General features: G+C 67.4%; 21 protein-coding genes. 4 read left to right on the forward strand and 17 right to left on the reverse strand.

The genetic code is table 11. From position 1 onward, the window contains the following. Positions 1-5 precede the first annotated feature (5 nt). On the reverse strand, positions 6-1,493 hold the full coding sequence (locus U5775_RS28270; protein ID WP_322061409.1) for a carbohydrate porin: 1,488 nt from the start codon (positions 1,491-1,493) through the stop codon (positions 6-8). Between the two features lie 93 nt (positions 1,494-1,586). Beyond that, entirely contained in the window at positions 1,587-1,847 is a 261-nt protein-coding gene (locus U5775_RS28275; protein ID WP_322061410.1) for a hypothetical protein, read from the reverse strand. Positions 1,848-2,839: 992 nt separating this feature from the next. Here U5775_RS28275 and U5775_RS28280 point away from each other — a divergent pair. Next, positions 2,840-4,507, forward strand: a complete 1,668-nt coding sequence (locus U5775_RS28280) for an NRAMP family divalent metal transporter (RefSeq protein WP_322061411.1) — start codon at positions 2,840-2,842, stop codon at positions 4,505-4,507. 135 nt (positions 4,508-4,642) lie between these two features. On the opposite strand, the gene U5775_RS28285 is transcribed toward U5775_RS28280, so the two are convergent. Genes U5775_RS28285 through U5775_RS28295 form a run of 3 tightly spaced genes read right to left on the reverse strand, consistent with a single transcriptional unit; the run spans position 4,643 to position 9,318 of the window. Continuing rightward, complete coding sequence (locus tag U5775_RS28285) at positions 4,643-5,596, reverse strand: dimethyl sulfoxide reductase anchor subunit family protein (protein WP_322061412.1); 954 nt, start codon at positions 5,594-5,596, stop codon at positions 4,643-4,645. A gap of 26 nt (positions 5,597-5,622) precedes the next feature. Then, positions 5,623-6,369: a 4Fe-4S dicluster domain-containing protein gene (locus U5775_RS28290; RefSeq protein ID WP_322061413.1), complete on the reverse strand. Its 747-nt coding sequence runs from the start codon at positions 6,367-6,369 to the stop codon at positions 5,623-5,625. 15 nt (positions 6,370-6,384) lie between these two features. After that, positions 6,385-9,318 carry a molybdopterin oxidoreductase family protein gene (locus U5775_RS28295; protein ID WP_322061414.1) on the reverse strand — a complete coding sequence of 978 codons (2,934 nt, stop codon included), beginning with the start codon at positions 9,316-9,318 and terminating at the stop codon, positions 6,385-6,387. Between the two features lie 558 nt (positions 9,319-9,876). Between U5775_RS28295 and U5775_RS28300 the strand changes: the two genes are divergently transcribed. Then, positions 9,877-10,293, forward strand: a complete 417-nt coding sequence (locus U5775_RS28300; RefSeq protein WP_322061415.1) for a hypothetical protein — start codon at positions 9,877-9,879, stop codon at positions 10,291-10,293. A 108-nt stretch (positions 10,294-10,401) separates the two neighbouring features. Here the strand turns inward: U5775_RS28300 and U5775_RS28305 are convergent, their stop codons facing one another. The 10 genes from U5775_RS28305 to U5775_RS28350 form a co-directional block, all read right to left on the reverse strand. Then, the gene (locus tag U5775_RS28305; RefSeq protein WP_322061416.1) at positions 10,402-10,788 is read right to left on the reverse strand and encodes a carboxymuconolactone decarboxylase family protein; all 387 of its coding nucleotides are present in this window, start codon (positions 10,786-10,788) and stop codon (positions 10,402-10,404) included. A gap of 128 nt (positions 10,789-10,916) precedes the next feature. Next, a complete protein-coding gene (locus tag U5775_RS28310) occupies positions 10,917-11,303 on the reverse strand; it encodes a BON domain-containing protein (RefSeq protein ID WP_322061417.1) in 387 nt (128 codons plus the stop codon). A gap of 29 nt (positions 11,304-11,332) precedes the next feature. Further along, complete coding sequence (locus U5775_RS28315) at positions 11,333-12,457, reverse strand: porin (RefSeq protein WP_322061418.1); 1,125 nt, start codon at positions 12,455-12,457, stop codon at positions 11,333-11,335. Positions 12,458-12,619: 162 nt separating this feature from the next. Further along, entirely contained in the window at positions 12,620-13,930 is a 1,311-nt protein-coding gene (locus tag U5775_RS28320) for an MFS transporter (RefSeq protein ID WP_322061419.1), read from the reverse strand. Between the two features lie 92 nt (positions 13,931-14,022). Further along, a complete protein-coding gene (locus U5775_RS28325) occupies positions 14,023-14,484 on the reverse strand; it encodes an SDR family NAD(P)-dependent oxidoreductase (protein WP_322061420.1) in 462 nt (153 codons plus the stop codon). 78 nt (positions 14,485-14,562) lie between these two features. Next, the gene (locus U5775_RS28330; RefSeq protein WP_322061421.1) at positions 14,563-15,225 is read right to left on the reverse strand and encodes an SDR family NAD(P)-dependent oxidoreductase; all 663 of its coding nucleotides are present in this window, start codon (positions 15,223-15,225) and stop codon (positions 14,563-14,565) included. Positions 15,226-15,304: 79 nt separating this feature from the next. Then, entirely contained in the window at positions 15,305-15,979 is a 675-nt protein-coding gene (locus tag U5775_RS28335; protein ID WP_322061422.1) for an RBBP9/YdeN family alpha/beta hydrolase, read from the reverse strand. 5 nt (positions 15,980-15,984) lie between these two features. Further along, positions 15,985-17,040 (reverse strand): 3-keto-5-aminohexanoate cleavage protein, encoded by a 1,056-nt coding sequence (locus U5775_RS28340; RefSeq protein WP_322061423.1) that lies wholly within the window; start codon positions 17,038-17,040, stop codon positions 15,985-15,987. Positions 17,041-17,130: 90 nt separating this feature from the next. Next, the gene (locus U5775_RS28345) at positions 17,131-17,979 is read right to left on the reverse strand and encodes a TauD/TfdA dioxygenase family protein (RefSeq protein WP_322061424.1); all 849 of its coding nucleotides are present in this window, start codon (positions 17,977-17,979) and stop codon (positions 17,131-17,133) included. A gap of 10 nt (positions 17,980-17,989) precedes the next feature. Next, on the reverse strand, positions 17,990-18,970 hold the full coding sequence (locus tag U5775_RS28350) for a quinone oxidoreductase (protein WP_322061425.1): 981 nt from the start codon (positions 18,968-18,970) through the stop codon (positions 17,990-17,992). Between the two features lie 402 nt (positions 18,971-19,372). On the opposite strand from U5775_RS28350, the gene U5775_RS28355 reads away from it, so the two are divergent. Continuing rightward, entirely contained in the window at positions 19,373-22,081 is a 2,709-nt protein-coding gene (locus tag U5775_RS28355) for a LuxR C-terminal-related transcriptional regulator (RefSeq protein WP_322061426.1), read from the forward strand. A 267-nt stretch (positions 22,082-22,348) separates the two neighbouring features. Beyond that, positions 22,349-23,380: an AraC family transcriptional regulator gene (locus U5775_RS28360; protein ID WP_322061427.1), complete on the forward strand. Its 1,032-nt coding sequence runs from the start codon at positions 22,349-22,351 to the stop codon at positions 23,378-23,380. A 54-nt stretch (positions 23,381-23,434) separates the two neighbouring features. On the opposite strand, the gene U5775_RS28365 is transcribed toward U5775_RS28360, so the two are convergent. Both U5775_RS28365 and U5775_RS28370 read right to left on the reverse strand, forming a co-directional pair. Next, entirely contained in the window at positions 23,435-23,746 is a 312-nt protein-coding gene (locus tag U5775_RS28365) for a Rieske (2Fe-2S) protein (protein WP_322061428.1), read from the reverse strand. After that, positions 23,739-25,133 carry an MFS transporter gene (locus U5775_RS28370; protein ID WP_415913675.1) on the reverse strand — a complete coding sequence of 465 codons (1,395 nt, stop codon included), beginning with the start codon at positions 25,131-25,133 and terminating at the stop codon, positions 23,739-23,741. Before U5775_RS28370 ends, U5775_RS28365 begins: the two co-directional genes overlap by 8 nt. Positions 25,134-25,144 lie beyond the last annotated feature (11 nt).

Here is a 25,144-nt window from a genome sequence, read left to right on the forward strand (position 1 = left end):
CCACGTCAGAACACGATGGTTGTCCGCACGCCAAGGACGGCTTCGTCGCCAATGCGCTGCGACCGGTTATCCGGATTAGGGATGCCGCCGGACGGGCGGAAAAAGTACTGGAAGTCCGCCTGCATTTGCCACCACGGCGTGACCTGATACTGATACGTCGCCTCCAGCACGGTCTCGGCGCTGCGTGACGGATAGCCCGCCGCGTACAGCGCCTGGTCGTTCGCGAATTCCTGTGCGTGCGAGCCGATATGCGCATAGCCGACCGCGAACCCCACGACGTCGTTGTCGCGGCCCTTGAACGGCGCCTTGAGCGTCACACCGGCGTTCATGGCGAAATCGACCTGGTTACGGTCGCCCGGTGCACCCATGACGCGTGCGAACACGCCCACCGACTGCGGGCTGTCCGCACTCGGGCGCCAGACCATCTGGTCGGCGACTGCGTAGATGCTGTAGTCGCCGTGATGGCTCGCCGGGGTGCCCGTGCTCGCCGGATTGGCGAGCGACAGGCCGGTGTTGTCGACGCCCTGGTCGGCAAAGCGGTTGCTGTTGTACCAGAAGCCCAGCTTGTAGGTGCCGGGCAGCCCCGCCGGCTTCGGGTCGGACGGGTTGGAGGGTGGCGGGTTGATCGCGTACTGCACTTCACCAATCACGAGTGCGCCGTTGTGCAGATTGAAGTTCGTGCCGCTCGCATTGAGCTTCTGCGGATCGCCGGCGCCCGGTGCCGGGTTGCCATCGAATACCCCGCCCAGCACGGTGATGGCATCCGTTGGGGTGGCGCGCACGCGGATGCCGAGCGACGAAAGCGGGTAGGCCGGACCGCCCGCGGGCAGGTCGGTCGACGGCAGGACCGGCCAGCCGAAGGTTGCGTTCATGAACGCGCCTGCATACTGGCTGACGATGAATTCCTGGTCGAGACTCTGCTGGCCGACTTTCACGTCGACCTTGCCGCCCAGCAGCGACTGCTGGTACCACAGTTCCCACAGCCGGGTGGAGGCCTCCGCTTCCAGACCGGTCGCGGTTTGCAGCGTGTCCAGGTTGCGTGTGCTCAGATTGGTGCCGTGAATCTGGAATGCGGACACATTGAAGGTTCCGCCCGGCAGTCCAAATGCCTTCTGCGTATCGAGGCCGAGGCTCATCTCGGTCACGCCGTCGTAAGCGCCACCCCGCTGGATACCGCCCGAGACGTTGTTCATATATTCGCTGGTTTCCTGCAGGCCGAATGTCACGCCGTAATTGCCGAGCCAGGGGCGCAGTCCGCCCATGTCACCCAGCAGGTTCGAGCGCTCCCAGAAGCCTGTCGGCGCGGCGGCCGCCTGGTCCTGCGATGCAGCCGCGGCGGGTTGCGGTGCCGGCGCCGCGTCCGCGCGGGGCGTCTGCTGCGTTTCAGCCGACGATTGGGCAAACGCCGCGGGCGCGCTGGCGAAAGCGAGCATCAGGGCGAGCGAAAGCGGCGTGCCAGTCGTGAGCAGCCTGTTTTTGAAATTCTTCTTCATGACGGTCAGGCAATGAAATGAGTGTGGGGAAAAACGGGGCGCGCATCGAGATATCACACGCAGTCAACGCGGGAACGTGACGGCAAGCGCGCTTTACGCGAACCACCAGGACAGCGGTAACGCACGATCCATCTCGTCGCCAGCGCGGCTGGTGGCAATGACGACTGCGAGCGCGACACCGGCGACGAGCACGAGGACGGTATAGCCGCATGGTGTGAGCGCGCGGCCTGTCCAGCTCACGCGAAATGCGGCGCGTGCTGCGAGCGCGGCCGTCTTCGCGAGTTGCTGAATTGCAAGGGCGCGGCGTGCAGGAGGCGCGCCACGACAGACAACGATAAAAGATTTGAACGACATGACTCACCCCCGTCGGGCCCAAACGCAATGGACGACGAACGAATACGCGACGGCCCCTCGCAAGCGGCGTTGCGAAAGACGGTCGAAACAGAGGGAGCGTGCTGCGTGCGGACCGGCGAGGAGCCTGTCACGGAGGGAGCGCGCTAACCCGACTCAGCGAGTTAGCGGCAAAAGGAGCGGGCCCTGTGGCCCTTTGCGGCTATCTCGCGGTCATATTGCCGGCGCGGGCCGGCATCGGACTTCCACTACTAGAGCATGTGTCCACGAGGGACTCCTTTCGATGAGACGGGCGCATTGTATTCGCCACGTCCAAAAAACCGCAAGAAAAAAAACATCTATGCAATCGCCGTGCGAAAGATCCGTCGAATGACTGCCATGGCCGCCCGCCGCAGCGCTCGCGCGACGCATCCCCTTTGCATTGCGCGCCGGTCGCAAGCCTTTCTTTTTCCCTTCGCCATCAGGCAGATGAAAGACTCAAGCCCACCATTGCGTGCCGCATTGCCCGCTTGCCAGATACTTTGGCTCTGCTTAGGAAAACGTGTTGACTCGCATTTTATCCGTCACTAGAATGCGCCCATCTTCACCACCGGGGGCCCACGCCGTGGACTCTTGCAGTAGTCGATCTTCGATCTGTTTTTCTGCCTGACCGGCCTGACGTCCGCGCCCCTTCTTACGCCGCCGTCCCGCCATCAGGCAGACGGTGCGCGCCGTAGTCTCATTCCCGTGCACCCTTTGAATTAGCGCCATCCGGATGCCGCGCTCGTGCGCGCACGCTGTTCGCGTGCTCTCGCGTTCGCCTTCATCCGCTGGCACCGTGTCGCGAGCCGTTGCTTGCGGCTGCGTTCGTGCGCGTGCGCCGTAGACAGTGCGCATGGGTCGACACGCGTGTTGCCAACGTACGCTTTGCCGGAAAAGGCGATTCACGGGGCGGCGCCCCCCGCGCATGATGGCGTCTCAGGCTTTCCAGAAACCCCTTTATCAGGCAGAAAATAATGTCGACTCCAACCAAACTTGCTTCGGGCCGTGGCGCGCCGCTCGAACGCAGCGCCGTGCTCGATGACGCGCACCTCGGCGATATCCAGGGCGCACTCGGCACAATCGCCCGCCACGATAGCGCCCCGCGCACCACATGGTGGGCGCGCTTTCGCACCCTGCTCGCGATTCTCGGCCCCGGCCTGATCGTGATGGTGGGCGATAACGATGCCGGTGCATTCGGTACTTATACGCAGGCGGGACAAAACTATGGCACGACGCTTCTGTGGACCATGCTGCTGCTGGTCCCGGTGCTGTACGTCAATCAGGAAATGGTGCTGCGCCTCGGCGCAGTGACGGGCGTGGGTCACGCGCGACTCATCTTCGAGCGTTTCGGCAAGTTCTGGGGCGCCTTCAGCGCGATCGACCTGTTTCTGCTGAATGCGCTGACGATCGTCACCGAGTTCATCGGCATCACATTCGTGCTCGACTTCTTCGGTATCCAGAAGATTTTTGGCGTCTGCATCGCCGCGGCGCTGACGATGGCGGCGGTGAGCACGGGCAACTTCAGACGCTTCGAGCGCTTTGCGGTCGGGTTGTGTCTGCTGAGCCTGCTGCTCGTACCGGTCCTGGTTTCGATTCACCCGCCCGTCGGCCAGATGGCGCGCGACTTCTTCGTCCCGAACTGGCCCTCGCACGCGAAGCTCTCGGACGTGATGCTGCTCGTGATCGGCATCGTCGGTACGACGGTGGCGCCGTGGCAGTTGTTCTTCCAGCAGAGCTATGTGGTGGACAAGCGCATTACGCCGCGCTTCATGAAATACGAGAAGGCGGATCTGTGGATCGGCATCGTGTTCGTGCTGATCGGCGCGGTGGCCATGATCGGCTTCTGCGCGCAACTGTATGCGGGCAAGCCGGAGTTCGGCAACTTCACCGACGCGGGCGGGGTGATCGCCGGCCTCCAGAAATATGCCGGTCACACTGCCGCCGTGCTGTTTGCGATCGCGCTGTTCGACGCGGCGATTATCGGTGCGGCGGCGGTGTCGCTTTCAACCGCGTATGCGGTTGGCGACGTGTTCCGGATTCGCCACTCCCTGCATCGCGGCGTATCGGATGCGAAGGGCTTTTACGTGGTGTATTTCGGTATTGTCGCGGTGGCTGCGGCACTGGTTCTGATCCCGGGCAGCCCGCTTGGCCTGCTCACCGAAGCGGTGCAGACGCTTGCCGGCGTGCTGCTGCCGAGCGCGACGGTGTTTCTGCTGCTGCTGTGCAACGACAAGGCCGTGCTCGGGCCGTGGGTGAACTCGAAGAAGCTCAACTTCTTCACTGGCGCTGTGATCTGGGTGCTGGTGATGCTGTCGGTCATCCTGACCGCCTCGGTGATGTACCCGGACATGTCGGGCGAAACGATTATCGACATGCTGCTGGGCGGCACGGTGCTCGCCATCGTTGGCTTCGCGATAACGCTCGGTATGCGCAAGTTGCGCCGCGATCCGGCCGAAAGCGCGACGGTGCAGGCGTGGCCGAAGCATGCACGCGACACCTGGCGCATGCCCCCGCTCGCCGAACTGCCCGCGCCAAACCTCACGCTCGCCAAGCGTGTCTGGATGGGTGTGCTGCGCGGCTATTTGCTGATCGCCGTGGGCCTCGTTATCGTGAAGGTGGTGCAGATGACGCTGCTCAAGTAACTCGCGCCGCGGCGGCCAGCAGTACGGTCCGGCAAACCGCGCGCACGCCATCGTTGCGCTCCGCGGCGCAGGACCATTGCGCGCAATGGTCCTGCGCTGGAGGCACGCCCAGGTATCTGCCCTGTGACCACCAAACTAAGCCTGCCGGTAATAAAGATTCTGCGGATGCCTCGCCTCCGCGAAAAAGAACCACCGCTCAGCCACGAGGCCCGCATACTGAATCGCCGCGGCCGCACACAGCAAAGCCAGCGACGCCCCCACCGGCCGCACATTCGCCCCAAACGCCACGAGCACGAAAGGCACGGCAAACGCGGCAATGAGAAACGTCCACTTGATCCGCTTGAGCGTGCGCGGCGTCTTGCCGTGGAAGAACTCGCGCAGATTGAATGCGCCGGCCGTGAAGCCGCGCGACTTCTGCTCGACGCGCGCGCCGCGAATGCCGGTCGCGCTCTGCACCGTCGATTTGGGCCGCAGCCGCGCATTGCGCACGAGCGAGGCGACACGCGAGGCGCAGCCGCCCAGCGTCAGCAGACAGGCCAGCGCCGCAAGCGGCCCCAGCAGGCCAGGCGCGAGCCACGCGGCGCACACCGTCGCAAGCGTGAAGCCCGAAGCACAGCCGAGCAGCGCGAAATTGACGAGCGTGAGCGGCGTCGCCCATTCCTGAAGGAAGCGCAGGCACGCGTAGATCATGCCCGTGCAGACGAACAGCAGCCCGCTCGCCACCACGGCCACGGCGCCGATCGCGAGCGTATGCGGCAGGCCGCACCAGTGCGCGACGCCGTAGGCGAACGTGCAGGCGAGGAACAGCGGAAGGCACAGACATTCGCGCGAGAGCCACGACGTGCGCCACATCGCGATGGCGCGCCATGCGCGCTCGGGATGCCCGAGATGGAAGAACGACGCCACGAGCCCCGCCGCGCCGAGCAGGCACGAAAGCGCCGCCCCTACCACGTAGAAAAGCGGCGGCACCGCCGCCCCATCGACGAGGCCAAGCTGGGCCGCCGCCTCCACGCCCACGAGCGCGATCACGAGGCCCTGCGCCGCGCCGCTCAAGGTGGTGAGAAACACCACGGAAAATGCCGGATTCATGTTTGCTCCCTGGTCCGTGGAGTGGGTTATTGCGCCGGGGCGCGCGACGCGATCGAGGCGAGATGCAGCTCGCCGCGTTCGACCTGCGATTCGAGCGATGCCGATGCGCCTTCGGCGGCGTCGCCGTTGCACGAACACGATCCGCCGCCGCACGACGAGACCTTCTGGCGCGGCAGATAGTGATTGGCGGGCCGCGTGCCCCATTCGGGCATGAGCTGATAGCCGCCGCGCTCGCGGATCGCCTTCGACACCACCGAGTCCGGGTCGTGAATGTCGCCGAACAGGCGCGCCGAGGTCGGGCACGCCAGCACGCATGCGGGCTTGCGGTCGCGCTCGGGCAGCGCCTCGTTATGGATGCGGTCGGTGCACAGTGTGCACTTCGTCATCTCCTTGCGCTCTTCGTCCAGTTCGCGCGCGCCATAGGGGCAAGCCCACGAGCAGTACTTGCAGCCGATGCAGCGGTCGTAGTCGACCAGCACGAGGCCGTCTTCCTTGCGCTTGTAGCTTGCCCCGGTCGGACAGACCGGCACGCACGGCGGATCTTCGCAGTGCAGGCAGGACTTCGGGAAATGAATCGTGTCGGTGAGCGGATATTCGCCGGCTTCGAAGGTCTGCACGCGGTTGAAGAACGTGCCGGTGGGGTCCGCGTCGTAAGGGCGGATATCCGCGAGGCTGCCCGCCTCGCCCGACGTGTTCCACTCCTTGCAGCTCGTCACGCACGCGTGGCAGCCCACGCACACGTTCAGATCGATTACGAGCGCCATCTGTGTCATAGCGTGCTCCTCACATCAATGGTCTTGAGTGGCTTTGCGCAGCCGCCGCGCGAACTCGCCGCGTCCCGCGAAATAGGTCTGCACGACGCGCTGGAGCATCGCGGCCGGCCCCGTGCCCGTGATGCCGGGCAACGCCTGCATGGGCGCGAACTGCGGCAGCGTGTGGTCGGCGTCGTGCTCGGCGGGATAGATGCGCACGCGCACGTCGTACCACGCGGCCTGCCCCGTGATGGGATCGGAGTTCGAGACGCGGCCATTGCGCTGCGCCTCCGGTATTTCGTCCGAGATCAGGTGATTGAGCAGGAAGCCGCGCTGCGATTCGTTCGCGTCCGGGCCGAGATTCCACGCGCCCGCCGCCTTGCCGATCGCATTCCACGTCCACACCGTGCCCGGCTCCACCGCTTCGCTATAGCGCGCGAGGCAGCGCACCTTGCCCCATTGCGATTCCACGTAGATCCACGCGCCGTCTGCGATGCCCTGCGCGGCGGCCGTGCGCGGATTCATATATAGATAGTTCTCCCCATGAATCTGGCGCAGCCACGCGTTCTGCGAATCCCACGAGTGATACATCGCCATCGGCCGCTGCGTGACCGCCGCGAGCGGGTACTTCGCGTGATCGGTGGCGGCGTGCTCAAGCGGCTCGTGATAGAACGGCAGCGGATCGAAATACCGCTCCACGCGCGCGCGCAAATGGTCCGGCGGCTGGCGCCCCTGGGTCTTGCCTTGGGCGGCAAGGCGAAACTTCTGCATCACGTCCGAATAGAGCGCGATGATGATCGGCGTATTGAACTTGCGAAAGCCTTTTTCGACGGCGAAGTCCAGATACGGCCCGTTGCAGTTGCGCATGTACTGCAGGCCCTCGGGCAGCGTGTAGTGGTAGACGCAGTTGTGCTTGGCGTATTCCTCCCACTGGCGCGGATTGGGCTCGCCCACGAGCGCGTCCTTGCCGTCCTTGCCGCGCCAGCCGATCAGGAAGCCCACGCCCGAACCAGGCGCCGTCTGGTGATTGACGATGAAGTCAGGGTAGTCGCGATACTTGCGCTCGCCCTCCGGCGTCATGAAAGCGGGCAGCTTGAGGCGGCCCGCAAGCTCGACCAGCACTTCCTGGAAGGGCTTGCACTCGCCCGTGGGCGGCACCACGGGCACGCGCACGGAATCCACGGGACCGTCGAACTCCGAGATCGGGCGGTCGAGCATCGACATCGCGTCATGGCGTTCGAGGTAGGTCGTATCGGGCAGAATCAGATCGGCAAAAGCCGTCATCTCCGACTGGAACGCATCGCACACCACGAGGAACGGAATCTTGTACTCGCCGTTCTCGTGCTTGTCCGCGAGCATCTTGCGGACTTCGACGGTATTCATCGACGAATTCCACGCCATGTTCGCCATGAAGATCAGCAGCGTGTCGATCGGATAGGGGTCGCCGCGCCACGCGTTCGTGATCACGCTGTGCATGAGGCCGTGCACGGCAAGCGGATACTCCCACGAGAACGCCTTGTCGATGCGCACCGGGCCGCCGTTTTCGTCGATGAACAGGTCCTCGGGCGCCGAGGGCCAGCCGAGCGGGCCGTTGGCGAGCGGCGTGTTCGGCTTGACGTCTTCGGGTTTGTTAGGCGGTTTCGCCGAGGGCGGCACGGCGCGCGGATACGGCGACTTGTGGCGAAAGCCGCCCGGCCGGTCGATCGTGCCCATCAGCGACATCAGCACGGCCAGCGCGCGGATCGACTGAAAGCCGTTCGAATGCGCCGCGAGGCCGCGCATCGCGTGAAAGGCGATCGGCACGCCCGTGACGGTCTCGTGCGTTTCGCCCCAGGCGTCGGTCCAGCGGATCGGCAGCGTGATCTTCTGGTCGCGCGCCACCTCGGCCATTTCGCGCGCGAGCCTGCGGATCGTATCGGCGGGAATGCCGGTGATTTCCGCGGCCCATTCGGGCGTGCAATCGGCCATGCGCTCGCGCAGCAGGGTAAACGAGGGCGCGACGCTCGTGCCGTCTTCCAGCGTGTAGCGCCCTTCGAGCGCGGGGCGCGCGCCCGGCGTATGGTGCGGCACGGCGCGCTGCGTCTCCAGATCCCACCACAGGTGATTCTGCGGGAACAGCGCGTTGCGCTCCTCCACGCCGGGGTCGCGCACGAACAGGCCGTAGGCGTCGCTTTCCGTGCGCATGTCGAGCAGTTCCGCGCCGTTCGTGTAGCGCGCGACGAACTCGTGATCGTAGGCGCCGGTCTCGATCAGCTCGTGCATTAGCGCCATGAAGAGCGCGCCGTCCGTGCCGGGGCGAATCGGCACCCATTCGTCGGCAATGGCCGCGTAGCCCGTGCGCACCGGGTTGATGGCGATAAAGCGGCCGCCCGCGCGCTTGAACTTCGAGATCGCAATCTTCAGCGGATTCGAGTGATGGTCCTCGGCCGTGCCGATCATGAAGAACAGCTTCGCGTGGTCGAGGTCGGGGCCGCCGAACTCCCAGAACGAGCCGCCCATCGTGTAGATCATGCCCGCCGCCATGTTCGCGGAACAGAACCCGCCGTGCGCCGCATAGTTAGGCGTGCCGAACTGTTTGGCGAACAGGCCCGTCAGGGCCTGCATCTGGTCGCGTCCGGTGAAGAGCGCGAACTGCCTGGGATCGGTGGCGCGCAGGTGGGCGAGGCGCTTTTCGAGCATGTCGAACGCCACGTCCCACGACACCGGCTCGAATTGTGCGGTGCCGCGCTCGGCGCCGCGCTTGCGCACGAGCGGCTGCGTGAGCCGCGCGGGCGAGTACTGCTTCATGATCCCCGACGAGCCTTTCGCGCAGATTACGCCCTGATTGAGCGGATGCTCGGGGTTGCCATCGATGTAGCGGACCTCGCCGTCACGCAAATGGACGCGAATACCGCATCGGCAGGCGCACATATAGCAGGTCGTGGTCTTGACCTCGAGCTGCTCGTTTTGGGTGCGGGCCTTGTGCTCCATCGTTCCTCCCGGACCGCCTGCGATGGGGGCGGCATGTGTGTGTTTGCCCTCTCATCGTATAAACCCCATCAACATAATAAAAGTCGCCATTGGCGATCTGTTTTATCGGCCGGCCTTATGGTTCGGCTTTGTTCTGTTATTACCTCGCGCAGAGAGGCTTTCGTTAGCCTGACTGAGCGGCTGCAACACCACGCTCGGGGATCGTCCACGAACGGGTTTGCTACGCGCAAACAGCCAAACCCTATCGCGAGGTGAAATCATGGTTGACGGTGGCGGCGGCGTGAATGCTTCGAGCTCGTGTCGTCCTGATCTGGACTCCAGCGGACCAGATCGAGACGCCTCAGACCGTTGGCTTCGTCTACGGCGACGACGGCCGCTTTCACGACGCCAACGATGCCAACCGCACGCTCGGCGTGGATAGCCAAGGCAATCTGAAACTGGGCAGGCGCCCCGACGATCCCGCCTCGCTCAACGGCGTGTTCCGCTACGAACGGCCGGCTGGTTCACGCGGAGGACAACAAGTACCTGTCACGCGGGGGCAATCAGTCGGCGCTCTGCGTGAGCGCGGGCGACGAGGGGGACTATTCGACGTGGGCGATGAAGGACGGCAACGGCGCGAGGGTGACGCCGCCTTCGGTTCCGGGGGCGAGGGCGCCCACGACGTGGGACGGCAACGAGAGCCGCATTGCGGACCCGGGCAAGGCGGCGGCGTGGCTGGACAAGACGCATGCGGCGTGGCTGTTTCAGGACGGGTACTACGCGGTGCCGGCGGGCGCGGATACGCTGGAGATCCGGCGGCTCGACGGCGCGCCGGTCGGGCGCCTGCGCACCGACAAGACCACGGGCAAGGCACAGTGGACACCGGAGCAGCCGACGCCGAATTCGGTGTTCCGCGTACCCGACGCCATCTGGGACTGGGTGAAGCGCGACGAGGCGTCGGTCAACGGCGCCGCCGCCAGGCCGCCAGCGATGTGACGCCCGGCAGGCGAGCCTCGCGCACGCAGGCCACATGCAGGCCATTCGGGCGCGCCGCAAGCCCGCGCATGCATCGCGTGAACGGCGAGCGGCGCGCCCATCACGGTCTCATGCGCCGGGCTGGCCGCGCCGTTCGAGCTCCTCTAGCAGGATGGGCGCGCCAAGGCTCATGCTGTGGATGCCGAGCGTCACCACGCCCTGCAGCACGGCCACAATTTCCTCGGGCGTCGCGCCCACGTCGAGCGCGCGCCGTATGTGCCGGCGCACGCCCGGCGCGTACATGTGGGTGCATGCGGCGTTCACGGCAATGGAAATGAACTCGATGGTTTTGGCATCGAGCACCTTGTGCGGCTCCACGGCCAGCGCCATGAATTTTTCGGTCCATGCCGCGTCGAGCTGGGCAAAGGGATCCCAAAGCGGATTCCAGGCGCCGCTTTCATGCATTGCGTCGCAAACCGGCGTGGCCGAAGCTTCGGGGCGGGTATCGAAGGTCATGCGGAGGTCCTCTCTCTTCAAGGCGTGAGCATTCCGGCGCATGTGCACGGGCATGGCACGCGCGCCGGGTTTTCTTCGTGAAGCGCCGGCTGGATGTCTGCCGGAGAACTATTCGCCCCTGTTCGCCTCTATTGGCCGATCGGCCGCTGCACCGAGAGCCGGTTCGTCACCGACTTCACGCCGGGCACGGCCCTGGCGACCTCGGCCACGGTATCGATCTGGCTGGCCTCGGTCACGGTGCCGTTGAGCGTCACGGCGCCGTTTCTCGCCACGATGCTGATGCTGCCCGCGTCGATCTCCTTGTGCTTCGCGAGCGCGGCATACACCTTGCGGCTCAGCGCACGGTTGGCCTTGCGCACCTCCTTCGGCGTGGAGGCCGCCGGCGCGGCCATCGCCCCGGACGACTCGCCGGGCGACGCTTCGCCACCCTGCGCCCAGGCCCCGGCGCACGCGCCGCCCAGCAGCGCGCAGATCGACGCCATCGCGCAGATACGAAGGAATCCTTTGTTATTCATGGAAGCACTCCTGTTGGTCCGTCGCAAGGTCAGAAGGTATGGCGAATGCCGAGCATCGCCGCCGTGGTCGAGACGCCGGGCGCAACGGGCTCGCCATAGGTGATCGTCTGGTTCATGGTGCCGCGGTTCGCGACGTAGCCCACCTGGGCGTAGAGCAGCGTGCGCTTGGACACGCTGTATTCCGCCCCCAGTGCGTATTCGGTCGAATGATTGGCCGAGTCGTTGCGATCCTTCAGATAATAGACGCCCGAGGTGATCTTGAAGAAGGGATTGAACGCGTAGCCGATGCCGCCCGAGATCATTTCGATGTCCGCGTGGCCCGTGTTCGACGGATTCTTGCCGAGGCCATACGAGGCCGACACCGAGAGCCCATGGAACGTGTACTTCGCGCCGAAATAGTAGAAGCGGTTGTTGTCGAGGCCGGTCGCGCTCGCGGTGGCCGGCAGGTTCGTGTCGTGCCCGTTGTAGTAGACCGCGGCCAGGTTCAGGCCGTAGTTGGAATACTTGAGCACGGCCGATTCGCGCGTGCCGCCCTGGAACTGCCCCGGCACGCCGCCCGGCGCATATTCGAGCCCCAGCGAGGCGCCGTAGAACTTGGGCGTCTGATAGACGAGCGCGTTGCTGTCGTACAGCGCGCCCACCGGCACGTTGGTGTTGGTGCCGCCCCAGCCCGCCGCCTGGTTCACTCCGAGCCACGCGCTCAGGATGCTGCCGAAGTACTGCGCGGCGCGCACGTCGGTTTCGGCCATCGCGTAGATCATGGGCGTGAACTGGCGCCCCGCGTCGAACGAGCCGAACGGCCCCGAAACGCCGATGGTCGTCTGCTGGTTGAGCACGGCCGTGGCGCCCGTGGTGTCCGCGAGACCGAGCTTGCCGGTGCCGCTGTTGAACACGCCTTGCAGGCGGAAATTGACCTTGTAGCCGCCGCCGATGTCCTCGGTGCCCCGGATGCCCCAGAAGCTCGAATAGATGCCCGCGTCCTTCAACGCGTAGACGTGGCCCAGATTCTTCGCGCCCGTGGCGAACGAGGCCGCCGACGTCCTCTGGTAGAACAGGCCCGTATCGATGGCGCCATACAGCGTCACCGACGATTGCGCGTGCGCCGCGCCGGCCATGACCGCGAGTGCGGCCACGACGCTCCACTTCAGTTTCATGCTGTCTCCTCCAAACTATTGTCAAGGCCGCTGGTTTCCGCTGGTTTCCTTTCGGCCCGCTGTCTTGCTTCCTCGTCTTCAACGGCTTGCTGGCTTCTCGTTGTTATGTTGTTTTTTGTGCCGCTATCACGTCACCTCTGGCGTCACCTCCGGCGTCACCGCTCAGGCGTCGTGCTGCACGGCTGCCGTGCGCGCGAGGTCGGCCGGATACCGGCGCTTGCCGAGCGCGAACAGCAGCGCGGCGCCGAGCGCCGCGAGCGGGATCCATTGCAGCGCCACGTGCAGGCCCATGCGGTCCGCGATCATACCTGCGATGACGGGGCCCGCGGCAAGCCCGAGCAGGTTGTTGGCGAGCGCCCAGAGCGCCATGGCCGTCGCGTGAATCGAGGGCGGCGTGAGCTCGGCCACCAGCGCGCCGGTCGGGCCGCACACGCCCGAGGCGAGAAACATGCCCGCGCCGATCAGCACGAGCTGCAACGGCCCCGGCGGCAGATGGAACGCCGAGGCGAGCGCCACGAACACCAGCGCACAATACGTCACGGCCATCGTCCATTTGCGGGCCGCGTGGCGGCGGCTGATGCGATCGGTCAGCACCCCGCACACGATCATGCCGATACCCGATATCAGCACGAAGGCGGCGGCCAGCACGCTCGCGCGGTCGAGCCGCATCGCATAGGCGCGCACGAGATAGCTCGGCAGCCACGCGAACAGCGCGCCGGGAAGAATCAGTTGCACGCCGCAGCCCAGATACGCGAACACGACCGCCTTCGACGCGAACAGCGCCTGCGCGAGGCCGCGCGGAGTGAAGCGGGGCCGCGTGTCGCGCGCGTTGCCGCGTGCCGCGAGCGCGCGTTCGGGCGCGAGGCGCCGCTCGGTCACCACGAGGCGATAGATCGCGGCGAGCACGAGTCCGAATACCGCCATGGTGGCGAACGACCAGCGCCAGCCGAAGCGCGCGGCCACGATGCCGCTCAAGGCCATCCCCAGCATGGAGCCGAACGCGCCGCCCGCGAGGAACGAGCCCGAGAGCGTGGCGCGCAGGTGGGCCGGGAATACGCTGAACACGACGGCGAGGCCAACGCTCCCATAAGCCGCCTCACCCACGCCCACGAAGAAGCGCGCCGCGAACATCTGCCCATAGTTCGCCGATACCGCGCAGCCGAGCGTGGCGAAGCTCCAGAGCACGGCCATGAGGATCAGGCTGCGCACGCGCCCCCAGCGGTCCGCGAGCAGCGAAAGCGGGAAGGTCATGAGCCCGACCATCACCGCGACCACACTGCTAAGCGATCCTAACCGGGTATCGGTGAGCAGCCATTGCGCCTTGAGCAGCGGGAAAACGGCGTTGAGCACCTGGCGCGACATATAGTCGGCGAGCAGCAGGCCGAAGGTCAGTGCGAAGACACACCAGGCATAGGCCCGGGATACGGTTGGTGCGCCCGCGTGGGCATCTCCCAGCGCGGCAGTCGCTTGCATTCCCACTTTCGTCTCCTTGAATATTCGTTGGCGCCGGCGTGATGGACGCTCGCCATGGGCGGGCATGATCGCCGGTACGCCGGGCAAGCGCATTACGCGTCGCGGCGCATCAGGCTGAAGTTCTGCCCGGTCGGTCCGGGCTCGGGCTGGGCGGCGAGGAACACCGCGAGCGGCACGACGTCCTCGGGCGCCTTGGCCCATTCGCCTTCGAAGGTGTTCTGCGCCATCGCGCCGGTCATCGCGCGCTGCCCGAGACCGGAGCCCACGGCGACGATCTTGCCCGCGCCGCGCCGCTTGAGCGCGGGAATCGCCGCCCGCGCGCAGTGATAGGCGCCCACGAGGTTCACCTCGATCGTGCTGCGCCACGTTTGCGGGTCGCTCGTCTCGATGGGTTGCTTGCCACCGCCCACACCCGCGTTGATGACGACGATGTCGAGGCCGCCGAACGCCGCGCCGTGCCGCGCATAGGCGAGCGCAATGGCCCGGCCGGTTCCTCGGCCCGCACCGGTCACGATGGCGACCTTGCCGCGTAGCGGCGATTCTTGCGTCTGCATATATGTCTCCGAATATTTTTTATTTCGACATCCTTATTTTTACCGCGTCAGACTTTTCAGCCTGTTTGCGCCTGCGCTTCACCCACGCGCGCGCGCAGCACCGCGCGCAGGTCCTCGCCGTATCCGGTCAGCGCGCCGCTCGGGCGTCGCCCAGGATTCGATCGCGGGAGTGAGAATGCCGCCTGGGCAGACGGCGTTGACGTTGATGCGCAGGTCCGCGAGCTCCCACGCGAGATGGCGCGTGAGCCCCGTGACCGCGTGCTTCGAAGCGGTGTACTCGACGCTGCTGAAGAACGCCATGCGCATGCCCGCAATCGAATCGATGTTGACGATCTTGCCCTTGCCGCGCGCGGTCATGGCGGGCAGCACCGCCTGGCAGCAGAACAGGATGCCCTTGGCGTTCACGTCCATCACGCGGTCCCAGTTTTCCTCGGTGACGTCGCGCATGAACGAAGCCGTGCCGCCCACGCCCGCGTGGTTCACGAGGATGTCGATGGCGCCGAACGCCGCCTGCGTTTGCGCGGCCATCGCCTGCGCATCGGCCTGCTTCGAGACGTCCGCGCGGATCGCCACCGCTTGCGCGTCCGACGAGACCAGCGCCGCGGCCACGCGCTCGGCCGCTTCGAAGTCGCGGTCCACGACCGCGATCCGTGCGCCCTCGCGCGCCATCACGCGCGCGATGCCCTCTCCAGCGCCGCGGCCGGCTCCGGTCACGATTGCTGCCTTTCCTTTCAGCTCCATCGCGGTCTCCTCGCGAGAACTGCAGTGGGTCCGGCGCCCGCTCGCGCGCCATGAAGCGAGGCGCGCGGGCGGCCGTGGTTCAAACGCGGCGCAAGGTCTCCGACGCGTCGTGCGGCGCGCCTTGCTTCGATGCTGCGTTCGTCATGTCGCTGGCCGACTCATTGGCCACCTCGCGCGCTGCCGCGGGCCGCACGAGCGCGGCGATCAGATCGTCGGCGCCGGGCCATTCTCCGAACCCGCTGGCCGGATTCAAATGCCCGACATTGCCGAGATCGACCACCTCGCTGCGCCACGCACGCGCGAGTTCGAGCACGCGTTCGTAGCGGGCGAGCGGGTCGTTGCGGCTCGCCGCGACGATCGAGGCGAACGGCAGCGGCGCGCGCGGCACCGGCAGCCATCCGCTCGCGTCGAGCGCTTCGAGCGTTGGATAGCCCTCGGGCATCGCCTGCTCGAAGTCCGGCGGCGCCGCCAGCAGCGCGCCCGCAATCGCGCGTGGGTAACGGCTCGCCCAATGCGCGACCATCACGCAGCCGCCGCTGTGCGCGACGACGATCACGGGCGTCTCGATGCGCGCGACCACGGCCTCGATGGCCTCGACGCGCGCCGCGCAATCGAGGTCGGCGCGGCCCATGGGCGGCACGGCGGCCACGGGCCGGTGCTGCGCGCGCAGGCGGCCTTCGAGCAGCGTCTGCCAGTGCTGCGCGACGTGGTCGCGCAACCCCGGAACGATGACGACGGTGGGTTCGCGGCGCATGACGCTCACGCCGCCGACTTCACGAGGCCGAGACCCGCGGCCTTGCGGTTCGGCAAATAGCCATTTGCGGCCAGCGTTTCATCGATGTCCTTATAAAATTCGCCGATGCGGTAAATCGCGCGCGCCTCCTTGCCCGAGGCGACCTCGCGGCCCAGTTCGCGCGCCACGCGCACGCACTGCTCGATCTGCTCGACCGAGGTCATGCGCTGGCCGTGCTGGCCGATGATGGTGTCCTCGATGCCGCAGCGCGGATGCAGCCCCATCGACATCGCCATCATGTTGAACGGCAGCACGTTCTTGAGCAGCGACTCGGCCGTGAGCGTGCAGCCCTGCGGCGCGCGATGCACGAAGTTGAAGAAGTTGAACGGGTTCGGGCCGTCGAAGCCGCCGCCAATGCCGATCCACGTGAGATTGAGCGGCCCGCGGTAGACGCCCTTGCGCACGATGCGCTCGAGCGTCTCCAGCGCGTGCATGCCGGTGAGCTGGAAGTGCGGCTGGATGCCCGAGGCCTGCAGGCGGCGCAGATGCTCTTCGAGCCACTGCGGCCCGGCGGGCACCGTCATTTCGCTGTACGCGGCCTGCAGCGCCGGGTTCGCGAGCGACGTGCCTTCGAGATACTCGGGGTAGAGCAGCTCCATGATGTTCATCTGCGTGGTGTTGATCGCCACGGTCACCTGGTCGGGCTTCGGCTCGAGTTCCGCGAGCATGTGGCGCGTGTCGTCGGAGAGCCACTTCGCGGCCTGGCCATCGTCTTCGGGTGCGAACGAGATCGAGCCGCCCACCTGGATGATCATGTCCGGCACCGCGGCGCGCACGCCCGCAATCAGTTCGTTGAACCTGGAAAGCCGCTTGGAGCCCTTGCCGTCCAGCTCGCGCACGTGCAAGTGCAGCACCGTCGCGCCCGCGTTGTAGCAGTCCACGGCTTTTTGCACCTGCTCTTCCATGGTGACGGCAATGTCCTCGGGGAAGTCTTCGGGCATCCACTCCGGGCCATACGGCGCGACCGTGATCACCACCTTCTCCATGTTCTCCGGGTGCAGCGAGTCGTCGAAAAATTGCATGTCTTCCTCCAGTGTCGGGTTCTGATGTGGGGTCGCGACTGGGTAGTGCTCGGGTAGCGTTTGGGTCGCAACCGGGCCGCCGCCATCGAATCAATAAGGCACGTCGCCGATGATTCCCGCGCGCTCCATCTTGCGATGGCACGGCGGGTAGTCCATGACCGCGTAATGCTGGGTGCTGCGGTTGTCCCAGATCGCCACGCTGTCCGGGCGCCAGCGCCAGCGCACCTGGTACTCGGGGATGTACGCCTGGCTGATGAGGTACTGGAGCAGTTGCGCCGCGCCCGGGTTGCCGTCCTGGCCGAAGCGCACGCGCGCGGGCGTGTGATAGTTCACGAAGTGCGTCGTGAAGCCGTTCACGAACAGCACTTTCTCGCCCGTTTCCGGATGCGTGCGCACCACGGGATGCTCGGCGTCCGGATACTGCGCCTTCAAGGCGAGGCGCTTTTCGATCGGCATCACCGCGCCGAAGCTCGCCTGAATGCTGTGGCTCGCGCGCAGGTCGGCGATCTGCTCCTTCACGTGCGGCGGCAGGTTCTCGTAGGCCAGCGCCATGTTGGCCCACATGGTGTCGCCGCCCACCGGCGGGCACTCCACGCAGCGCAGCACCGCGCCCATCGGCGGCGCCGCGCGCCAGGTGGCGTCGGTGTGCCACGCGTTCTCGTAGCGGTCGTTCGGATGCTCGGGCGTCTTGTAGATCTGCACGAGGCCCGGATGCTCGGGGTGGCTGCCCGCCACCGGATGATCCTCCAGTTCTCCGAAACGTTTCGCGAAGGCCACGTGCTCGGCGCGCGTGATGCGCTGCTCGCGCAGGAACAGCACCTTGTGCTCGAGGAGCGCCGCCTTGATCGCTTCGAACAGGCCGTCGTCATGCACCGCGTCGCCGAGATGCACGCCCACCAGTTCGGCGCCGATGGCGCAGGTCAGTTGCTCGACTCTCATGATGGCGGCCTCAGATCGTGAAGACGGAGGAGCCCGTCGTCTTGCGCGCCTCGATATCGCGGTGCGCCTGCACGGCGTCCTGCAGCGCATAGCGCTGGTTGATCTCGATCTTGATGCGCCCGGCCGCGACGTGGCCGAAGATCTCCTCGGCGAGCGCGGCCTTCTCCACGGGGTCGGCGATATAGTCGGCGAGCGCGGGGCGCGTGACGTAGAGCGAGCCCTTCATCGCGAGGATCTGCGGCTCGAACGCGGGCGCCTTGCCCGAGGCCGTGCCCACGCATACGAGCAGGCCGCGGCGCTTGAGCGAGTCGAGCGAGGCCATGAAGGTGTCCTGGCCCACGCTGTCGTAGACCACGGAGACGCCCACGCCATCGGTCAATTCGCGCACGCGCTTCGCGACGTCTTCGCTGCGGTAGAGGATCACGTGATCGCAGCCATGCGCGCGGGCGATGGCGGCTTTCTCCTCGGTCGACACCGTGCCGATCACCGTGAGCCCGAGCAGCTTCGCCCACTGGCAGACGATCAGGCCCACGCCGCCCGCCGCCGCGTGCACGAGGATCGTCTCGCCGGCCTGCAGCGGCCAGATGCGGCGCATGAGGTAGGCCGAGGTGAGGCCGCGCATCGTCATGGCCGCCGCGGTCTCGCAGGCGATGGCGTCGGGCAGCTTGATGAGCGGCGCCGCCGGAATCAGCCGCTCGGTGCTATAGGCGCCCAGCGTGTTCACGAAGCCGGTGTAGGTGACGCGGTCGCCCGGCACCACGTGGGTCACGCCCGCGCCCACCGCCTCCACCACGCCCGCCGCCTCCACGCCCATGCCCGCGGGCAGCGGCACCGGATAGAGACCGCTGCGGAAATACGTGTCCGCGAAATTGAGGCCGACTGCTTCGTGCCGCAGCCGCACCTCGCCCGGACCGGGCGCGCCCACGTCCACCTGTTCCCAGCGCATCACTTCGGGCGCGCCGGTCTCGTGGAACCTGATCGCATGTGCCATCTTCTGTCTCCCTGGTGTTCCTGTTAATGCTGCTATTGCTGCTCGACCCTTGTTTCCGGGTCCGGCGGCGCGCTTGCTGCGCCGCGCGGGGCCCCGTTGCATCCGGCTATCGTGTCTGAATCCATCCTAGGACGGGGTTGCGCGCAATGCGCCCTCCTTGCAGGAGGGGGAGGCTCGTGTTTCGCCCTGCCTGGTGCCTGTCCCGCTGCTTACCCCCGCTTCTCACCTGATTGTCAGGAAGTGTCCCGCCGTGCCTATAATCGGCGGATCGATGCTCGCCGTGCATGGCATGCCACGCGGCGCGGCCTCGCGCTGCGCAACCGCTACGCGCTTCGTCGATCGCTTCGCTCGATCACCTCGCCGGCACGCAAGCCGCCCCCACGCCCTATTTCGATTCATCCGATGACTTCCGCGAGCCACGGCGCACCGCCCGCGTTTTCCGAACTCACGCTCAAGACCACGCCGCCGCGCGCGCCGCGCCATCTGCTCGCGCGCGAGCGCCTGAATCTCGACAGCGAGCCCGTGCGCAACCAGAGCGCCGTCGTCGTGCAGGCGCCGCCCGGCTTCGGCAAGACGCTGCTGCTCGCGCAATGGCGCCGCGAGCATCTCGCGCGCGGCGCCGCCGTCGCCTGGGTGTCGGCCGATGCGCACGACGACCCGCAGCGCTTCCTGCACAGCCTCGTGCTCGCGGTGCGCGTGGGCGGCGCGCGGCCCGAGTTCGGCCGCACGCTGCTCGAAGGCACCTTCGCCGCGCCCGGCGACACCGAGGGCCTGACCGCCTGGCTCGCCGAGGTCTCGCAGGCGGCGCTCGATCTCGTGCTCATCGTCGACGAAGCCGAGCGCCTCTCGCCCACGGGCAGCGCGGCGCTGGTCTATCTGCTTCACAATGCGCCCGCGAACCTGCGCATCGTCGTGGCCGCGCGCAGCGGCTTCGAGGCCGCCGTCGACGAATTGAGCGCCTACGGCCAGTGCGTCTGCCTCGGCCCCGAGGCGCTGCGCTTTCGTCTTGCCGAAACGCTGGCGCTCGTGCGCCGGCGCTTCGGCGAGCGCGTGGACACCGATAGCTGCGCGCGCCTGCACGAGCTCACCGACGGCTGGCCGCTCGGCCTGCAGCTCGCGCTCGCCGCGATGGAGAAGAGCGGCGACCCGCGCGGCGTGATCGACGCGATGTCGGGACAGCCGGGCGTCGAGGGCGAGCATCTGGTCGGCAGCCTGCTCGCGCGGCTCGCGCCCGACGACCTCGCGTTCCTCACGCGCCTCGCGCTCGTCGACACGCTGCATCCCGACCTGTGCCGCGCGCTGCTCGACGACGCGCAAGCGCCGGCGCAATTCGCGCGGCTCATGCGCGACACGCCCATCTTCATGGTCAGCGACGGCAGCGACTGGTGCCGGCTGCATACGCTCGCACGCGCGGCGCTGGGCGCGCGTCTCGCCGAGCTGCCGCCCGACGAGCTCGCCGGCCTGCACCGGCGCGCGATGCACTGGCTCGCCGCGCATGGCATTCACGAAGAGGCGGCGCGCCACGCGCATGCAGCCGGCGAGCGCGGCGTGGCGTTCGAACTCGCGGGCCGCTCGCTCTATGGCGCGGTCATGCAGGGGCGCCTCGCCGCCGCGCTCGAATGGCTCGAACTGCTGCCCGCGGCGGAGCTCGACCGGCAGCCGGACCTGCGCCTCGCCGTCGCCTGGGCGCTCGCGCTCGGCGAGCGTCACGCGCAAGCCGGGCAGCTCGTGGCGCCGATGGCCGAGGCGCCCGACTGCGCGCCCGAGCGGCGCTACGAATGCGCACTGATCCTGAGCGGTGCGGCCTGGTACGCCGACGAACCCGACCGCTTCCTCGCGCTGCTCGCGCCGTGGCACGAGCCGCCGCCGCTCGGGGAGCCGCGCCAGATCCAGACGCACGCGAACCGCCTCGCGATGGCCGCGCTGCTGCAGGGCGAGGCCGCCCAGGCGCGCCGCCATCTGCAGCTCGCGCCGCGCGGCGAGTTCGGCAAGGCGCACCGCTACGTTGCGCACTGGGGCGAGTTCGTGCACGGCTTGAGCTACCTGAGCGAAGGCCAGGCCGTGCTCGCCGAGACCGTGCTGCGCCCCGCGCTGACGAGCGCCGAAGCCGAGCTGGGCCGCCGCCATCCGCTGCCCTGCATGCTCGCGGCCGTGCTGGCGGCCGCCCTCTTCGAGCGCGGCTGCGTGGACGAGGCCGATGCGCTGCTCGCCAACCGGCTCGACGTGCTCGAACGTTCCGGCACCGCCGAGACTTCGCTGCTCGGCTATCTGTACGCGGCGCGCGTGGCGCAGGCCCAGGGCGTGGAGCGGCGCGCGCTCGACCTGCTCGAAGCGATGCACGCCGCCGGCACGGCGCGCGCGCTGCCGCGCCTGTCCATCGCGAGCCTCGCGGAGCGCGTGCGCATCCACGCGGGCCACGCACACGCCGAGACGTGCCGCGCGCTGAGCGCGCAGCTCGACGCACTCGTCGAGCAGTCCGAAGCATCGCACGGGCCGCTCTGGCATCGCGACGTCGCGCGGCGCCAGGCCATCACGCATGCCTACGCGGCGCTGGCCCGGCACGATTGGGCGCAGGCGCTCGAACCGCTCGCCCGCGCCCAGACGCTCGCCGACGAGATGAAGCTCGGGCGCGAGCGCATCGAGATCATGGGACTGCGCGCGCTCGCCCGCAAACACCAGGGCGAAGACGGCCTGCCGCTGCTGCGCGAAGCGATCGGGCTCACCGGCACCTATGGCCTCGCGCGCGTTTTCGCCGACGCGCATCCGGCGCTGGCCGACTGGGTGCGCGGCCTGGCGGCGCAAGACGGCGGCGAGCATGCCGCCATCGCGGCGGCGGCGCCCGCGCGCACGGCTCGCGGCGCCGGGCCTCTCCCACGCGTGCCGGGCGCGCCCCGCGCGGTGCCGAGCATGGTGCTCACGCCCAAGGAGCGCGAAGTCCTCGAATTGCTGGCGCGCAATCTCTCGAACAAGGAGATCGCGCAGGCAATCGGGGTGGGTGAGGTCACCGCCAAGTGGCATGTGAAGAACCTGTTCGGCAAACTGAGCGCGAGCTCGCGCAAGCATGCGGTGCTGCGCGCTCAATTGCTGGGGTTGCTGGAAAGCGCTGATTAAACGTCGATGATGCGCGTCGGTCGTCCGATACGTTGAACGGCTGGCGTGCGCTCGATCTTCATGAATCCGGCGCCCGCATGACTCGCATTGTGTGAAATGCGCGGCCCGCGTGCTTGACCCTGCGCGCCACCGCCTGACGCGCAACGACATGCGCCCGCGCTCATGGTTATTCCGCACAGACGGCGCGCCGGCGCAACGGTACCCTCGATACGCTCGGCAAGCGGCCTCTGCCCATGCGAGCGTCATCGAAGCCCTCCTTGCGACCCCATGCCCATCCTCGTTCGAAGCGCGTCCCTGACCAAGTATTCGGAAATTGCCCGCCACGCGGGCATCGATCCCGTGCGCGCGCTGCGCGAAGCGGGGCTCGATCCGTCCTGCCTCACGACGCCGGATCTGCGCATTCCCGAGTCGAGTCTCGCGCGCGTGTTCGAAGTCTCGCTGGCGGGCAGCGCCGGGCGGGCCGAATGCCGCTCGCTTGGCGCGCGCATCGGCGAGGCATGGCGGCTTTCCGACTTCGGCTCGCTGAGCCTTCTGCTCCAGCATCAGCCCACGCTGCGCGCGGCGCTCGCGCGCGTCGAGCCCTACCGGCATCTGCTGAGCGATTCGGTCTCGGTTCAGGTCGAGGAAGTCGAGGACACCGCGGTGCTGCACGTCGCGCTCGTGACCGCGCGCCCGGACCCGGGGCCGGAGCTCGTGGAGCTGACCGTCGGCGCGGTGCTGAGTCTCGTTCGTGCGATGCTCGGCGCCCAATACGCGCCGCGCGCCGTGCATTTCGCCCACGCGGCGCCCAGGCGTCTTGAGGTGCACCGGCGTTTCTTCGGAGCACGAATCGAATTCGACAGCGAGTTCGACGGCATCGTGCTCGCGCGCCGCGACCTCGACCGCACGAATCCGTTCGCCGATCCCCATCTCGCGCGCTACGCACAGGAACTGCTCGATCTGCAGCCGCGCTATGGCGAGGCGTCGCTCGCCGACAACGTGCGCCGCGCGATCCATCTCCTGCTGCCACGCGGCGCGGGCGCGATCGAGCCCGTGAGCGAGCGCCTCGGCCTCGCGCCGCGCACGCTGCAGCGCCAGCTCGAACAACGCGGCGAGAAGTTCTCGGCGCTCGTGAACGAAGTACGGGCGTCGCTGGCGATACGGTATCTGGCGCAGCCGCGTCATTCGGTGTCCGATATCAGCGACCGGCTGGGGTTTTCCGAGCCCAGCGCGTTTTCGCGCTGGTTCAGCGCGGAATTCGGCCAGCCGCCCAGCCGCTGGCGCACCGCGCATCTCGAGCGCGATCACGGCGGACACTGAGCGCAACGCCACGGCGCGCACGGCCTGATGCGGGGCGGGGCGTGACGTCGTCGTTCAAGCCGTGTCGAGCGTAATCATCAGTTGTCCTTTCAACGTCCTTATCGGCAGAACGCTGAGACACAATTGCCCTGCCCCCGGCGTGCAACCCGTGGCCAGGTCGAAGCGCAGTCCGTGCGCGGGACAGGTGAGCAGCGTGCCGTCCAGGCGTCCGTTGGCCAGCGACGCACCGTTGTGCGGGCAACTATTTTCGATTGCGTGCAAGCGGCCGGCCACGTTGAAAACCACCACGCTGCGCCCGTCGATGAACACGAGCTTGCGCTGGCCCTCGTCCAGGCCGTCCGCCGCGCCGATTGCCACTTCATGCATGATGGTGCGCCTCCGCCATTGTCGACGTTGCCGATGTCGCCGGCATGGCTGACGCATGCCGCTGCGCGACGGCCCGCAACACCGCGCCATAGCGGCGCTTGCCTAGCGCAAAAGCGAAAGCGGCCACGAGCGCCACGAGCGGAGCCACCTGCAACGCGCCGACGAGGCCGATGCGGTCCGCGATGAAGCCCGTGACGAGCGGCCCCGGCGCGAGTCCGATCAGGTTGTTCACGAGCGTGAGCGTGGCGAACGCCGGGGAATGAATCGACTCGGGGGTGAGATTGGCGACCATCGCGCCAGCGGGCCCCGACGTGCCCGCCACGACGAAGATGCCGCCGCCGAGCAGAACGAGTTGCAGCGGGCCGGGGCTCGCGTAAAAGCCGGCGCCGAGCAGCGCGAACGACAGCAGCGAAAACGCGATCGCCATCGTCCACTTGCGCTCGGGCGCGTGCCGGCTCGCGCGGTCCGTGAGCGCGCCGCACACGATCATGCCGGTCCCGCCGAGCAGCACGAACACGGCCGCCGCCACCGCCGCGCGGTCGGGCGGCAGCGCGTAGTAGCGGTTCAGGAAGCTCGGCATCCAGGCCACCACGGCGCCCATGATGAAGAGCTGCAGGCCGCTGCCGAGATAGGCGCAGATCACCGAAACCGTCGAGAAGAGGCCCGAGAACACGCTGCGCAAGTCGAGTCGTCCGGCCTCCCGGGCCGCGCCACGAGCGTGCGCGTGAGGGCGCGCGCCACGGTCGTGCGCGATGCGCGCCTCTGTGACGACGAGGCGAAACGCGAGCACGAGCGCGAAGCCGAGGCACGCCATGGCGCCGAACGCGGCGCGCCAGCCCAGATGCACCGCGAGCACGCCGCCCAACGCCATGCCCAGCACCGAGCCGAACGCGCCGCCCGCCATGAAGGCGCCAGTGAGCGTCGAGCGCAGGCGCGCCGGGAAAATGCTGAGGATCAGCGCGACGCCTACGCTCCCGTATGCCGCCTCGCCCAGCCCCACGAAGGCGCGCGCGAGCAGCATCGCGCCGTAGCTGGCCGCGGCCGCGCAGCCGAGCGTGGCGAGACTCCAGAGCGCCGCCATGAGGACGATGCTGCGCACGCGGCCCCAGCGGTCGGCGATCACGGAGAGCGGGAACGTCAGCACGCCAACCATGAGCGCGACGATGCTGCTCAACGAGCCCAGACGCGTATCGGAGAGCCCCCATGTCGCCTTGAGGAGCGGAAAGACCGCGTTGAGCACCTGGCGCGACATGTAATCGGACAGCAGCAGCGCGAAAGTCAGCGCGAACACGACCCATGCGTAGGTTCGCGGGGAAGCGTCGGCCGGGTCATGCGCGTGCGGGGCGGCTTTGATGGCCTTGATAGTCTTGATGGAATGCGTATGCAACTCTGTCTCCT

The organism is Paraburkholderia sp. J63 (assembly GCF_905220245.1).
Lineage (GTDB): Bacteria > Pseudomonadota > Gammaproteobacteria > Burkholderiales > Burkholderiaceae > Paraburkholderia.

Excerpts from the sequence above, each read along its gene's own strand:
- U5775_RS28290 (WP_322061413.1), bottom strand. The coding sequence starts at position 6,369 with ATGACACAGATGGCGCTCGTAATCGATCTGAACGTGTGCGTGGGCTGC.
- U5775_RS28275 (WP_322061410.1), bottom strand. The coding sequence starts at position 1,847 with ATGTCGTTCAAATCTTTTATCGTTGTCTGTCGTGGCGCGCCTCCTGCA.
- U5775_RS28345 (WP_322061424.1), bottom strand. The coding sequence starts at position 17,979 with ATGAGAGTCGAGCAACTGACCTGCGCCATCGGCGCCGAACTGGTGGGC.
- U5775_RS28340 (WP_322061423.1), bottom strand. The coding sequence starts at position 17,040 with ATGCAATTTTTCGACGACTCGCTGCACCCGGAGAACATGGAGAAGGTG.
- U5775_RS28280 (WP_322061411.1), top strand. The coding sequence starts at position 2,840 with ATGTCGACTCCAACCAAACTTGCTTCGGGCCGTGGCGCGCCGCTCGAA.
- U5775_RS28325 (WP_322061420.1), bottom strand. The coding sequence starts at position 14,484 with ATGCAGACGCAAGAATCGCCGCTACGCGGCAAGGTCGCCATCGTGACC.
- U5775_RS28315 (WP_322061418.1), bottom strand. The coding sequence starts at position 12,457 with ATGAAACTGAAGTGGAGCGTCGTGGCCGCACTCGCGGTCATGGCCGGC.
- U5775_RS28330 (WP_322061421.1), bottom strand. The coding sequence starts at position 15,225 with ATGGAGCTGAAAGGAAAGGCAGCAATCGTGACCGGAGCCGGCCGCGGC.
- U5775_RS28310 (WP_322061417.1), bottom strand. The coding sequence starts at position 11,303 with ATGAATAACAAAGGATTCCTTCGTATCTGCGCGATGGCGTCGATCTGC.
- U5775_RS28295 (WP_322061414.1), bottom strand. The coding sequence starts at position 9,318 with ATGGAGCACAAGGCCCGCACCCAAAACGAGCAGCTCGAGGTCAAGACC.
- U5775_RS28320 (WP_322061419.1), bottom strand. The coding sequence starts at position 13,930 with ATGCAAGCGACTGCCGCGCTGGGAGATGCCCACGCGGGCGCACCAACC.
- U5775_RS28305 (WP_322061416.1), bottom strand. The coding sequence starts at position 10,788 with ATGACCTTCGATACCCGCCCCGAAGCTTCGGCCACGCCGGTTTGCGAC.
- U5775_RS28285 (WP_322061412.1), bottom strand. The coding sequence starts at position 5,596 with ATGAATCCGGCATTTTCCGTGGTGTTTCTCACCACCTTGAGCGGCGCG.
- U5775_RS28335 (WP_322061422.1), bottom strand. The coding sequence starts at position 15,979 with ATGCGCCGCGAACCCACCGTCGTCATCGTTCCGGGGTTGCGCGACCAC.
- U5775_RS28350 (WP_322061425.1), bottom strand. The coding sequence starts at position 18,970 with ATGGCACATGCGATCAGGTTCCACGAGACCGGCGCGCCCGAAGTGATG.
- U5775_RS28270 (WP_322061409.1), bottom strand. The coding sequence starts at position 1,493 with ATGAAGAAGAATTTCAAAAACAGGCTGCTCACGACTGGCACGCCGCTT.
- U5775_RS28360 (WP_322061427.1), top strand. The coding sequence starts at position 22,349 with ATGCCCATCCTCGTTCGAAGCGCGTCCCTGACCAAGTATTCGGAAATT.
- U5775_RS28365 (WP_322061428.1), bottom strand. The coding sequence starts at position 23,746 with ATGCATGAAGTGGCAATCGGCGCGGCGGACGGCCTGGACGAGGGCCAG.
- U5775_RS28355 (WP_322061426.1), top strand. The coding sequence starts at position 19,373 with ATGACTTCCGCGAGCCACGGCGCACCGCCCGCGTTTTCCGAACTCACG.